The 12,905-nt window shown below is 65.5% G+C and carries 7 protein-coding genes and 3 rRNA genes; 6 read left to right on the forward strand and 4 right to left on the reverse strand.

The window, feature by feature from the left end; all coding sequences use genetic code 11:
• Both OG259_RS19805 and OG259_RS19810 read left to right on the forward strand, forming a co-directional pair.
• Window positions 1-1,395, forward strand: a complete 1,395-nt coding sequence (locus OG259_RS19805; protein WP_266894529.1) for an ATP-binding protein — start codon at window positions 1-3, stop codon at window positions 1,393-1,395.
• Window positions 1,396-2,943 carry a type IV secretory system conjugative DNA transfer family protein gene (locus OG259_RS19810; protein ID WP_328943486.1) on the forward strand — a complete coding sequence of 516 codons (1,548 nt, stop codon included), beginning with the start codon at window positions 1,396-1,398 and terminating at the stop codon, window positions 2,941-2,943.
• 3 nt (window positions 2,944-2,946) lie between these two features.
• Here OG259_RS19810 and OG259_RS19815 read toward each other — a convergent pair whose 3' ends face one another.
• On the reverse strand, window positions 2,947-3,504 hold the full coding sequence (locus OG259_RS19815) for a GNAT family N-acetyltransferase (protein WP_328943487.1): 558 nt from the start codon (window positions 3,502-3,504) through the stop codon (window positions 2,947-2,949).
• 133 nt (window positions 3,505-3,637) lie between these two features.
• Between OG259_RS19815 and OG259_RS19820 the strand changes: the two genes are divergently transcribed.
• The 4 genes from OG259_RS19820 to OG259_RS19835 are packed head-to-tail and all read left to right on the forward strand — an operon-like array spanning window position 3,638 to window position 7,319.
• Window positions 3,638-4,540, forward strand: a complete 903-nt coding sequence (locus OG259_RS19820; RefSeq protein ID WP_328943488.1) for an ABC transporter ATP-binding protein — start codon at window positions 3,638-3,640, stop codon at window positions 4,538-4,540.
• Window positions 4,537-5,337 carry an ABC transporter permease gene (locus OG259_RS19825; protein WP_328943489.1) on the forward strand — a complete coding sequence of 267 codons (801 nt, stop codon included), beginning with the start codon at window positions 4,537-4,539 and terminating at the stop codon, window positions 5,335-5,337. Before OG259_RS19820 ends, OG259_RS19825 begins: the two co-directional genes overlap by 4 nt.
• A 12-nt stretch (window positions 5,338-5,349) precedes the next feature.
• Entirely contained in the window at window positions 5,350-6,600 is a 1,251-nt protein-coding gene (locus OG259_RS19830) for a sensor histidine kinase (RefSeq protein WP_328943490.1), read from the forward strand.
• Between the two features lie 50 nt (window positions 6,601-6,650).
• Window positions 6,651-7,319, forward strand: a complete 669-nt coding sequence (locus tag OG259_RS19835; RefSeq protein WP_328943491.1) for a response regulator transcription factor — start codon at window positions 6,651-6,653, stop codon at window positions 7,317-7,319.
• Window positions 7,320-7,419: 100 nt separating this feature from the next.
• On the opposite strand, the gene rrf is transcribed toward OG259_RS19835, so the two are convergent.
• The 3 genes from rrf to OG259_RS19850 form a co-directional block, all read right to left on the reverse strand.
• Window positions 7,420-7,536 (reverse strand): 5S ribosomal RNA (rrf, locus tag OG259_RS19840).
• A gap of 74 nt (window positions 7,537-7,610) precedes the next feature.
• Window positions 7,611-10,732 (reverse strand): 23S ribosomal RNA (locus OG259_RS19845).
• A gap of 289 nt (window positions 10,733-11,021) precedes the next feature.
• Window positions 11,022-12,547: ribosomal RNA gene (locus OG259_RS19850) — 16S ribosomal RNA — on the reverse strand.
• Together the 16S, 23S and 5S rRNA genes form the textbook arrangement of a ribosomal RNA operon.
• Between the last annotated feature and the right edge of the window lie 358 nt (window positions 12,548-12,905).

Raw genomic sequence — 12,905 nt, forward strand, 5'->3', positions numbered from 1 at the left:
ATGCGAGATCCGCTGTCCGTCCTCACCGACGCCTTCACCTCCTTCGTCCTCGGCAAGGTGGAGACGACCCGCCTGCCCGTCCGCACCTCCACCGGGCAGGCCCAGGCCGTCTATCTGCCGACCGCCGCCCCCGGCCTCGGCGACTCCGGCGTGATCATCGGCCGTGAGGTCTACAGCGGCAAGGGGTACATCTACGACCCCTTCCAGCTGTACGGGCAGCAGCTCCCCGCCCCTCACTGGCTGGTCCTCGGCGAGTCCGGCAACGGCAAGTCGGCCCTGGAGAAGACGTACGTGCTCCGCCAGCTCCGCTTCCGCGACCGGCAGGTCGTCGTCCTCGACGCCCAGGGCGAGGACGGCGTCGGCGAATGGAACCTCATCGCCCAGGAGCTGGGGATAACCCCCATCCGCCTGGACCCGATGGTCGCCAACGACTCCGGGATCCGCCTCAACCCGCTCGACCCGTCGATCACCACGACCGGGCAGCTCGCCCTGCTCCGTACGATCATCGAGGTGGCGATGGGCCACGGCCTCGACGAGCGCGCCGGCTTCGCGCTCAAGGTCGCCCACGCCTACGTCACCGAGCACACCACCCACCGCCAGCCGATCCTCACCGACATCGTGGAGCGGCTCCGCCACCCCGAGGCCGAATCGGCCGAGGCGATGAACGTCGACATAGACGATGTACGGGCCTGGGGCCTGGACGTCGCCCTCGTCCTGGACCGCCTCGTCGACGGTGACCTGCGGGGCATGTTCGACGGCCCGACGACCGTCGGCATCGACCTCGACGCGCCCCTGATCGTCTTCGACCTCTCCCACATCGACCGCAACTCCATCGCCATGCCGATCCTCATGGCGATCGTCGGCGTCTGGCTGGAGCACACCTGGATCCGCCCCGACCGGAAGAAGCGCATCTTCCTCGTCGAGGAGGCCTGGCACATCATCAACAGTCCGTTCGTGGCGCAGCTGTTCCAGCGGCTGCTCAAGTTCGGACGCCGCCTCGGCCTGTCCTTCGTCGCCGTCGTCCACCACCTCTCCGACGTCGTCGACGGAGCGGCGGCCAAGGAGGCCGCGGCGATCCTCAAGATGGCCTCCACCCGGACCATCTACGCCCAGAAGGCCGACGAGGCACGCAACACGGGCCGGGTCCTCGGCCTGCCACGCTGGGCGGTCGAGATCATCCCGACCCTCACCCCCGGCATCGCGGTCTGGGACGTCAACGGCAACGTGCAGGTGGTCAAACACCTCATCACCGAACGAGAACGCCCGCTGGTCTACACCGACCGCGCCATGACGGAGGCCTCCGTCACGGACCCGGAGCTGGAGTGGGAGACGGAGCAGCGCGCGATCCTCATCGAGCAGCAGATGAACGGCACTTCGCAGTCGACGGTGGCATAGATGGAAACAGCACGGAAGGGAGGCGGAGGGGTCTCCGACGGGCTGCTGCTCAGCCTGTTCGCCCTCCTCCTCTGTCTCACGGTCCTGGTGTGGACGGCGACCGGCCTGGCCGGCCTCTTCTCCCACGGCACCTGGCCGCAGGGCGTCGCCTTCACCGGCACGCCCTCGGCCCTGCGTTCCCTGGCCACCGCGCCGACGGACCTCGCCGCCGCCTGGCCGACCACCCCACCGGGCCAGCTGTCGGGATACGGCCTGTTCTGGGGCCTGCTGATCGGCGAGGCGATGATCCTCCTCGTCCTCGCGGTCTTCGCCCTGGGCACGATCGCCCGCTGGCGAGCGGTACGGGCGAACAGGAAGGCGGGCGCGTACGGGCCGACCCGGGAGCCCGTACGCGACATCCGGGAGCCCGCGCACGAGGAGCCCGTACGGCAGACCCCGAAGCAGGCGCCCCCAGAGCCCGTACACGAGGGCTCTGTGCGTGAGAGCCCTGTGCGTGAGGAGCCCGTACGCGAGGAGCCCGCCCGGAAGGCGGCTCCTCCCGCTCCCCGCCGCCCGGCCACGGTGGAGGCACCGGAGCCGGACCCCGCCCCCGCACCGCCCGCTCTCACCCCTACTCCCACGGGAACCCCCCGCACCTTCTACGGCCCCCCGGCCGCCCGCCGTCCCGCCGCCGTGCAGGCGATCCAGGACGCCGAGGGCCCGGTCCTGGTCGTCACCTCCGACCCCACACTCTGGTCCACGACCAAGGACGCACGCGGCAAACTCGGCCCCGTCCTCGTCCACGACCCCGGCCACCTGTGCGACACCCCCGCGCGGCTCCACTGGTCGCCGTCCGAGCGCTGCGAGGACCCGGCCGTGGCCACGGAGCGGGCGATCGCCCTGCTGGCCCCCGTACGCCCCCACTCCCGTCTGGACGCGGCCACCGCCGACACTGCGGAAACGCTCCTGCGCTGCTGGCTGCACGCCGCGGCCATCGACGGGCGCCCGTTCCGCCAGGTCCACCGCTGGGCCCAGGGCGCCGGCGCCCACGAGCCGGTACGGATCCTCCGCAGCCACCCGAAGGCGGCCTCCGGCCACGCGGGGCTGCTCGAATCGGCGCTCACCGCACACCCGGAAAGCCGCCGCCTGGCACAGGAACTGACGGCCCGTGCGCTGGCGTCGCTCTCCTCGATCCACATCAGGGAGGCCTGCACGCCGAATCGAACGGATTCGCTGGCGCTGGCATCTTTCCTCCCCGAAGGGGGCACCCTCTACGTGGTGGGGGAACCGATCGAGGATCCCCGCACCCACCCCGGCGCGATGCCGCTCCTGACGGCGCTCGCCGCAAGCGTGGTCGAGCACGGCCGCCGCATGGCCGCACGGTCATCCGACGGTCGGCTCGACCCACCAATGACCCTCGTCCTGGACGACGTCGCCGCCGTGGCCCCGCTCCCCCAGCTCCCGGAGCTCCTCGCCACCGGCCACACCCAGGGCCTCCCGACCCTGGCCCTGATGCGCTCCCCGGAACAGGCCCGCACCAGGTGGCCGGAGACCTCCCTGAGCCGCTGACCCCTAGAGGGCCCGCCGGATCTCGTACTCTTCCTCCATCGCCGTGTCGTGCCCCGGCACCGCCACCCGGTCCCCCGTCGCCACGAACCCGAAGCGACGGTAGAAGGCGGCGGCCCGCGCGTTGTCCTCGTGGACGTACAGCCGCACCCGCTCCACCGGCTGCGCCAGCGACCAGGACCACTCCACTCCCGCACGGAACAGCGCGTCGATCACACCCGTACCGCGGGCCTCAGGTCGTACGTAGACACCCACGATGTGCGTCTGGTCGACCTTCGCCGGCTCACCGAAACGCACCTCGTCCGACGTCCGCTCCACGAGGAGCGAGATCGTGCCCACCCAGCTCCCGTCCGAGGCCTCGGCCACGAGCTGCCGCACCTTCCCCTCGCCGCTGTCGGACGCCCCTTCGGCGCGGTCCTGCCAGAAGGAGTCCGGGCGCTGCACGGCGTCCTCGTACGTGTCGAGGAACGCGAGATGCGCGATCGGGTCCCGGAGCGCCGCCAGACGGATCTCGCGGGTCTGCTCCCACTCGTCGGCGCGGATGACACGTATCGAAAAGTCCATGGGGCCGATCCTCCGACGACCACACCCCCCTGACAAGGGCTTTTCCCCTGTCGTACCCCGGTACTACGCCCACGCCCCACCTCCCGCCCCAGGTCGGACGTACGCCCCCCGCCCGCTCCCTAACGTCGAAGACATGATCCGAGCAGAGAACCTCACCAAGCGGTACGGGGACACCACCGTCGTCCAGGACCTCAGCTTCACCGTCCACCCCGGCGCCGTCACCGGCTTCCTCGGCCCCAACGGCGCCGGAAAGTCCACCACCCTCCGCATGATCCTCGGCCTCGACGCCCCCACCCGCGGCCACGCCACCGTCGACGGCCGCCCCTACGCCCGGCACGGCGCCCCGCTCACCCGCGTCGGCGCCCTCCTCGAAGCCCGCTCCGTGCACCCCGGCCGTTCCGCCCGCCATCACCTCACGGCCCTCGCCCTCACCCACGGCATCCCCCGCTCCCGCGTCGACCGGGTCCTCGCCCTCACCGGCCTCACCCATGTCGCCGACAAGCGCGTGAAGGGCTTCTCCCTCGGCATGGGCCAGCGCCTCGGCATCGCCGCCGCACTCCTCGGCGACCCGGCCACCGTCGTCCTCGACGAGCCGGTCAACGGCCTCGACCCCGAGGGCGTGCTCTGGATCCGCACCCTCCTCAAGTCCCTGGCCGCCGAAGGCCGTACGGTCCTCGTCTCCTCCCACCTCATGAGCGAGATGGCTCTCACCGCCGACCACCTGATCGTCATCGGCAAGGGCCGGCTCCTCGCCGACACCACCGTCGACGAGCTCGTCCGCGCCTCCGGCGGCACCTCCGTCAAGGTCATCACCCCCGAGGCCGACCGGCTGCGCAACCTGCTCCCCGGCGCCGGCATCACGGTGGAGGCCCCCGACACCCTCCTCGTCACCGGCCCGGACGCACCGGAGATCGGCCGCACGGCCGCCGCCCACGGACTGCCCCTCCATGAACTGACCCCTCAGGCCGCCTCCCTGGAGCAGGCGTTCATGGCCCTCACCCACGATTCCGTCGAGTACCAGGGAGCCACCGCATGACCACCGAGACGGCCACACCGAAGATCACCCCTGTCCCCCGCCTCACCCACGCGCGCGTACTGCACTCCGAGTGGCACAAGCTCCGGACCGTCCGCTCGACCTGGATCACCGTCCTCAGCGCCGTCGCACTCGTCCTCGGCGTCGGCATCCTCATGGGCGCCACCTACACCTCCGACGGCGGCGACTCCGACGTCGACACCGTCATCCTCACCCTCTACGGCTCCCAGCTCGGCGCCATCGCCCTCGCCGTCCTCGGCATCCTGGTCACCGCGGGCGAGTACACGACCGGCATGATCCGCGCCACGCTCACCGCCGTCCCGAGCCGCCTCCCGGTCCTGTGGGCGAAAGCGGCCGTCTACACCGGCGCCGTCCTCGCCCTCACGTTCGTCACCAACCTGCTGACCTTCCTCATCGCCCAGTTCTTCCTCTCCGACACCGACCAGGCCGCCTCCCTCGCCGACGACGGTGTCCTCGGAGCCCTCGCGGGCAACGCCGCCGGCATCACCCTCCTCGGCCTGATCGCCCTCGGACTCGGCGCGACCCTCCGCTCGGTACCGGGCGCGATCGGCGCCTTCGTCGGCGGCGTGATGATCCTGCCCGAGGTCCTCGGGATGCTCCCGTACGAGGCCATGGAGACGGTCGTCCGGTACTTCCCCACCCAGGCCGCCGGCGCCCTCGGCTCGGCCACCCCGATGCCGGGCGCCGCCACCCCCGGCGCCGCCCTCCTCGCCCTGCTCCTGTGGGCGACCGCCGCACTCGCCGTCCCCGCGCTGTTGCTCAAGCGCCGGGACGTATGAGGAGATGATCACGTGACCACCGAGACGGCACGGGACACGACACCCGGAACGACGGGGCTCAGCCGACACACCCAGCGACTGCTCACGCGCGCCCGTGCCGTCGACTCCCGCCGCCCCTGGCTGTGGGACACCACGCTCACGCTCTTCTGGACGGTGGCCGCGCTCGTGGACGCCTCCGGCGGCTGGCGGACCACGGCCCCCGACCCGTCCGTCCCCGTCTGGCTCGTGATCACCCTCAGCCTGGCCCTCGCCCTTCCGCTGTACCTGCGCCGCCGCAACCCCACGGCCGTCCTCGCCGTGATGGCCTGCGCGGCGCTCGTCAGCGCCGCGTCGGGCGCCTTCCTCCAGGCCGGCTACCTCCAGCTGATCCCGCTCTTCCACATCGCCCTCACCCGCCCGCCCCGTGCCCTCCTGGGCGCCGCCGCCCTGCTCCTGACGCCGCTCCTGACGGGCGCGCTCCGCTTCCCCCGGGGCAGCTGGGACCAGCACGTCGTCCCCACCCTGTGGACGTACGCGCTCGTCGCCCTCCTCGGCATCGCGGTCCGCTCCCGCAAGGACCACACGGCGTCCCTCGTCGACCGGGCCCGCCGCCTGGAGATCGAACGCGACCAGGAGGTCCGGCTGGCCGCGGCGGCCGAACGCACCCGGATCGCCCGCGAGATGCACGACATCATCGGCCACAACCTCTCGGTCATCACGGGCCTCGCGGACGGCGGCCGGTACGCGGCGGCCAAGAACCCCGAGCGCGCCACCCAGGCCCTCGACGCCATCGGTACGACGAGCCGCGAGGCCCTCGCCGAACTCCGCCGCCTCCTCGGCGTCCTGCGCGACGACGAACAGGAGGCGGCTCGCGACCCCCAGCCCACCCTGGCCGACCTGGACACCCTGATCACCGGAGTACGCAAGGCAGGTCTGCCGGTACGGTTCGATGCCGTCGGCACCCCCGACGCGCCCCCTGCACAACCGCTCACGCCAGGCGCCCAGCTGACGGTCTATCGGACTGTCCAGGAGGCCCTGACCAACACCCTCAAGCACGCCGGCGAGGGCGCGAGCGCAACGGTCCTCCTGACGTACGCGCCCGGCGAGGTACGAGCGGAGATCACGAACACGGGAGCCCCGGCCCCGGCCGCACCGCCGGGCCAGGGGCTCACGGGCATGCGTGAACGTGCGGCCCTCTACGACGGCACCCTCGAAAGCGGCCCGCTGCCGACCGGCGGCTGGCGAGTCACCCTCACACTTCCCCGCCTCCCCCGACCATCCTGACTTCCTCGACTTATTCGAGTTCTTCGACTTCCTCGGAAGGGCACCCCCTCGTGACGACCGTTCTCATCGCGGACGACCAGCCGATGCAACGCTTCGGTTTCCGCATGCTGTTGGAGAGCCAGGACGACATGACCGTCGTCGGCGAGGCCTCGAACGGCACCGAGGCGATCCGGCTGGTCGACCGCCACCACCCCGACGTCGTCCTGATGGACATTCGGATGCCCGGCCTCGACGGCATCGAGGCCACCCGCCGGATCGTCGCCGCCGGCGCCCGCACCCGGATCCTGATCGTCACCACCTTCGACCTGGACGAGTACGCGTACGACGGCCTGCGCGCCGGTGCCAGCGGCTTCCTGGTGAAGGACGCCCAGCCGGAGGAGCTCCTCGCCGGCATCCGCGCGGTCGCGAGCGGCGACGCGGTCGTCGCCCCGAGCCTCACCCGCCGTCTCCTGGACGCGTACATCCACCACCTGCCGTCCTCTCCCACCACGGACCCTGGCCCGGAGGACCCCCGGCTCGCCTCCCTCACGGAAAGGGAACGCGAGATCCTCACGGTCATCGGCCAGGGCTGGACGAACACGGAGATCGCCGAACGCCTCCACCTCGCGGAATCGACGGTGAAGACCCACGTCGGCCGCATCCTCGCGAAGACCGGCGCCCGCGACCGCGTCCAGGCGGTGATCCTGGCGTACGACACCCAGCTGGTCGCGCCGGCCTGACCCGCACGGGGCTCGAAGGGAAAGGGCCTCGCAAGGGGTTCCGGCCCGTAAACGCAGAAAAGCCCCGCACCATAAGGTGCGGGGCTTTCCCACAATGATTGTTCGGCGGCGTCCTACTCTCCCACAGGGTCCCCCCTGCAGTACCATCGGCGCTGAAAGGCTTAGCTTCCGGGTTCGGAATGTAACCGGGCGTTTCCCTAACGCTATGACCACCGAAACTCTATGAAGTTGACCAACCGGATATCGGCACGGTTCGTTACTTCAGAACTAACACAGTGGACGCGAGCAACTGAGGACAAGCCCTCGGCCTATTAGTACCGGTCAGCTCCACCCATTACTGGGCTTCCACATCCGGCCTATCAACCCAGTCGTCTACTGGGAGCCTTACCCTCTCAAGGAGGTGGGAATACTCATCTCGAAGCAGGCTTCCCGCTTAGATGCTTTCAGCGGTTATCCCTCCCGAACGTAGCCAACCAGCCATGCCCTTGGCAGGACAACTGGCACACCAGAGGTTCGTCCGTCCCGGTCCTCTCGTACTAGGGACAGCCCTTCTCAATATTCCTGCGCGCGCAGCGGATAGGGACCGAACTGTCTCACGACGTTCTAAACCCAGCTCGCGTACCGCTTTAATGGGCGAACAGCCCAACCCTTGGGACCGACTCCAGCCCCAGGATGCGACGAGCCGACATCGAGGTGCCAAACCATCCCGTCGATATGGACTCTTGGGGAAGATCAGCCTGTTATCCCCGGGGTACCTTTTATCCGTTGAGCGACGGCGCTTCCACAAGCCACCGCCGGATCACTAGTCCCGACTTTCGTCCCTGCTCGACCCGTCGGTCTCACAGTCAAGCTCCCTTGTGCACTTACACTCAACACCTGATTGCCAACCAGGCTGAGGGAACCTTTGGGCGCCTCCGTTACCCTTTGGGAGGCAACCGCCCCAGTTAAACTACCCATCAGACACTGTCCCTGATCCGGATCACGGACCGAGGTTAGACATCCAGCACGACCAGAGTGGTATTTCAACGGCGACTCCACCATGACTGGCGTCACGGCTTCAAAGTCTCCCACCTATCCTACACAAGCCGAACCGAACACCAATATCAAACTGTAGTAAAGGTCCCGGGGTCTTTCCGTCCTGCTGCGCGAAACGAGCATCTTTACTCGTAGTGCAATTTCACCGGGCCTATGGTTGAGACAGTCGAGAAGTCGTTACGCCATTCGTGCAGGTCGGAACTTACCCGACAAGGAATTTCGCTACCTTAGGATGGTTATAGTTACCACCGCCGTTTACTGGCGCTTAAGTTCTCAGCTTCGCCCTGTCGAAACAGAGCTAACCGGTCCCCTTAACGTTCCAGCACCGGGCAGGCGTCAGTCCGTATACATCGCCTTACGGCTTCGCACGGACCTGTGTTTTTAGTAAACAGTCGCTTCTCGCTGGTCTCTGCGGCCACCCCCAGCTCACGGAGTAAATCCGATCACCAGACGTGGCCCCCTTCTCCCGAAGTTACGGGGGCATTTTGCCGAGTTCCTTAACCATAGTTCACCCGAACGCCTCGGTATTCTCTACCTGACCACCTGAGTCGGTTTAGGGTACGGGCCGCCATGAAACTCGCTAGAGGCTTTTCTCGACAGCATAGGATCATCCACTTCACCACAATCGGCTCGGCATCAGGTCTCAGGCTATATGCTGTCCGGATTTACCTGGACAACGCCCTACACCCTTACCCCGGGACTACCACCGCCCGGGTTGGACTACCTTCCTGCGTCACCCCATCGCTTACCTACTACAAGTCTGGTTCGTCGGCTCCACCACTTTCCTTTCCCCGAAGGGTCCGGAACGGCTTCACGGACTTAGCATCGCCTGATTCGATATTGGGCGTTTCAAAGCGGGTACCGGAATATCAACCGGTTGTCCATCGACTACGCCTGTCGGCCTCGCCTTAGGTCCCGACTTACCCTGGGCAGATCAGCTTGACCCAGGAACCCTTAGTCAATCGGCGCACACGTTTCTCACGTGTGTATCGCTACTCATGCCTGCATTCTCACTCGTGAACCGTCCACAACTCGCTTCCGCGGCTGCTTCACCCGGCACACGACGCTCCCCTACCCATCACAGCGGGCGTTGGCCCTATTGCTGCAATGACACGACTTCGGCGGTACGCTTGAGCCCCGCTACATTGTCGGCGCGGAATCACTTGACCAGTGAGCTATTACGCACTCTTTCAAGGGTGGCTGCTTCTAAGCCAACCTCCTGGTTGTCTCTGCGACTCCACATCCTTTCCCACTTAGCGTACGCTTAGGGGCCTTAGTCGATGCTCTGGGCTGTTTCCCTCTCGACCATGGAGCTTATCCCCCACAGTCTCACTGCCGTGCTCTCACTTACCGGCATTCGGAGTTTGGCTAAGGTCAGTAACCCGGTAGGGCCCATCGCCTATCCAGTGCTCTACCTCCGGCAAGAAACACACGACGCTGCACCTAAATGCATTTCGGGGAGAACCAGCTATCACGGAGTTTGATTGGCCTTTCACCCCTAACCACAGGTCATCCCCCAGGTTTTCAACCCTGGTGGGTTCGGTCCTCCACGAAGTCTTACCTCCGCTTCAACCTGCCCATGGCTAGATCACTCCGCTTCGGGTCTTGAGCGCGCTACTGAATCGCCCTATTCGGACTCGCTTTCGCTACGGCTTCCCCACACGGGTTAACCTCGCAACGCACCGCAAACTCGCAGGCTCATTCTTCAAAAGGCACGCAGTCACGACCCATTGAGTAAACTCAATGAGCGACGCTCCCACGGCTTGTAGGCACACGGTTTCAGGTACTATTTCACTCCGCTCCCGCGGTACTTTTCACCATTCCCTCACGGTACTATCCGCTATCGGTCACCAGGGAATATTTAGGCTTAGCGGGTGGTCCCGCCAGATTCACACGGGATTTCTCGGGCCCCGTGCTACTTGGGTGTCTCTCAAACGAGCCGTTAATGTTTCAGCTACGGGGGTCTTACCCTCTACGCCGGACCTTTCGCATGTCCTTCGCCTACATCAACGGTTTCTGACTCGTCTCACAGCCGGCAGACTGTGAAAGAGAGATCCCACAACCCCGCATGCGCAACCCCTGCCGGGTATCACACGCATACGGTTTGGCCTCATCCGGTTTCGCTCGCCACTACTCCCGGAATCACGGTTGTTTTCTCTTCCTGAGGGTACTGAGATGTTTCACTTCCCCTCGTTCCCTCCACATGCCCTATGTGTTCAGGCATGGGTGACAGCCCATGACGACTGCCGGGTTTCCCCATTCGGAAACCCCCGGATCAAAGCCTGGTTGACGGCTCCCCGGGGACTATCGTGGCCTCCCACGTCCTTCATCGGTTCCTGGTGCCAAGGCATCCACCGTGCGCCCTTAAAAACTTGGCCACAGATGCTCGCGTCCACTGTGTAGTTCTCAAGCAACGACCAGCCACCCATCACCCCACCCGACAAGCAGATGAGTTCACTGGGGCCGGCATCGCGAAGATACAAACCTTACGGCCGTACCCTCAGATACCCAACAACGTGCCAAGCACAGTCCGTTCCTCGAAGCTCGTTTTCCACGCCGAAGCAGTACTAACGATTTCTCGGAGAGAGACTGTGCCAACTAATCAACGTTCCACCCATGAGCTGACCGTGCAGAACATTTGCCTGCAATCGGTGCTGTGCTCCTTAGAAAGGAGGTGATCCAGCCGCACCTTCCGGTACGGCTACCTTGTTACGACTTCGTCCCAATCGCCAGTCCCACCTTCGACAGCTCCCTCCCACAAGGGGTTGGGCCACCGGCTTCGGGTGTTACCGACTTTCGTGACGTGACGGGCGGTGTGTACAAGGCCCGGGAACGTATTCACCGCAGCAATGCTGATCTGCGATTACTAGCAACTCCGACTTCATGGGGTCGAGTTGCAGACCCCAATCCGAACTGAGACCGGCTTTTTGAGATTCGCTCCGCCTCGCGGCATCGCAGCTCTTTGTACCGGCCATTGTAGCACGTGTGCAGCCCAAGACATAAGGGGCATGATGACTTGACGTCGTCCCCACCTTCCTCCGAGTTGACCCCGGCGGTCTCCTGTGAGTCCCCATCACCCCGAAGGGCATGCTGGCAACACAGGACAAGGGTTGCGCTCGTTGCGGGACTTAACCCAACATCTCACGACACGAGCTGACGACAGCCATGCACCACCTGTATACCGACCACAAGGGGGGCACTATCTCTAATGCTTTCCGGTATATGTCAAGCCTTGGTAAGGTTCTTCGCGTTGCGTCGAATTAAGCCACATGCTCCGCTGCTTGTGCGGGCCCCCGTCAATTCCTTTGAGTTTTAGCCTTGCGGCCGTACTCCCCAGGCGGGGAACTTAATGCGTTAGCTGCGGCACCGACGACGTGGAATGTCGCCAACACCTAGTTCCCAACGTTTACGGCGTGGACTACCAGGGTATCTAATCCTGTTCGCTCCCCACGCTTTCGCTCCTCAGCGTCAGTAATGGCCCAGAGATCCGCCTTCGCCACCGGTGTTCCTCCTGATATCTGCGCATTTCACCGCTACACCAGGAATTCCGATCTCCCCTACCACACTCTAGCCTGCCCGTATCGGATGCAGACCCGGGGTTAAGCCCCGGGCTTTCACACCCGACGTGACAAGCCGCCTACGAGCTCTTTACGCCCAATAATTCCGGACAACGCTTGCGCCCTACGTATTACCGCGGCTGCTGGCACGTAGTTAGCCGGCGCTTCTTCTGCAGGTACCGTCACTTTCGCTTCTTCCCTGCTGAAAGAGGTTTACAACCCGAAGGCCGTCATCCCTCACGCGGCGTCGCTGCATCAGGCTTTCGCCCATTGTGCAATATTCCCCACTGCTGCCTCCCGTAGGAGTCTGGGCCGTGTCTCAGTCCCAGTGTGGCCGGTCGCCCTCTCAGGCCGGCTACCCGTCGTCGCCTTGGTAGGCCATTACCCCACCAACAAGCTGATAGGCCGCGGGCTCATCCTTCACCGCCGGAGCTTTCAACCAGCTCCCATGCGGAAGCCGGTGTTATCCGGTATTAGACCCCGTTTCCAGGGCTTGTCCCAGAGTGAAGGGCAGATTGCCCACGTGTTACTCACCCGTTCGCCACTAATCCACCCCGAAGGGCTTCATCGTTCGACTTGCATGTGTTAAGCACGCCGCCAGCGTTCGTCCTGAGCCAGGATCAAACTCTCCGTGAATGTTTACCCGTAATCGGGTGACACTCGCGTTGAGCGGGACAGTCAGACCGGAATAAGGCCGACTGTCCACAGCGTCCTCGCTGTGTATGTTGCCTACCCGCCACAAGGGCCGGCAGGACTTTCAAAGGAACCTCGCCATCCGAAGATGGACGGGGTATCAACTAATCTGGCGTTGATTTTTGGCACGCTGTTGAGTTCTCAAGGAACGGACGCTTCCTTTGTACTCACCCTCTCGGGCTTTCCTCCGGGCTTCCCTTCGTTCTTGCGTTTCCGACTCTATCAGATCTTTCCGATCCGATTTCCTCGGTGCTTTCCGGTCCCATTCGCTTTCGCTCCGGGCCCTTCCGGCGGTTCCGAC

Source organism: Streptomyces sp. NBC_00250 (assembly GCF_036192275.1).
GTDB lineage: Bacteria > Actinomycetota > Actinomycetes > Streptomycetales > Streptomycetaceae > Streptomyces.

Bases quoted from the DNA above. Each gene is read 5' to 3' on its own strand.
- OG259_RS19820 (WP_328943488.1), top strand. From the start codon at position 3,638: ATGATCCGAGCAGAGAACCTCACCAAGCGGTACGGGGACACCACCGTC.
- OG259_RS19805 (WP_266894529.1), top strand. From the start codon at position 1: ATGCGAGATCCGCTGTCCGTCCTCACCGACGCCTTCACCTCCTTCGTC.
- OG259_RS19825 (WP_328943489.1), top strand. From the start codon at position 4,537: ATGACCACCGAGACGGCCACACCGAAGATCACCCCTGTCCCCCGCCTC.
- OG259_RS19810 (WP_328943486.1), top strand. From the start codon at position 1,396: ATGGAAACAGCACGGAAGGGAGGCGGAGGGGTCTCCGACGGGCTGCTG.
- OG259_RS19815 (WP_328943487.1), bottom strand. From the start codon at position 3,504: ATGGACTTTTCGATACGTGTCATCCGCGCCGACGAGTGGGAGCAGACC.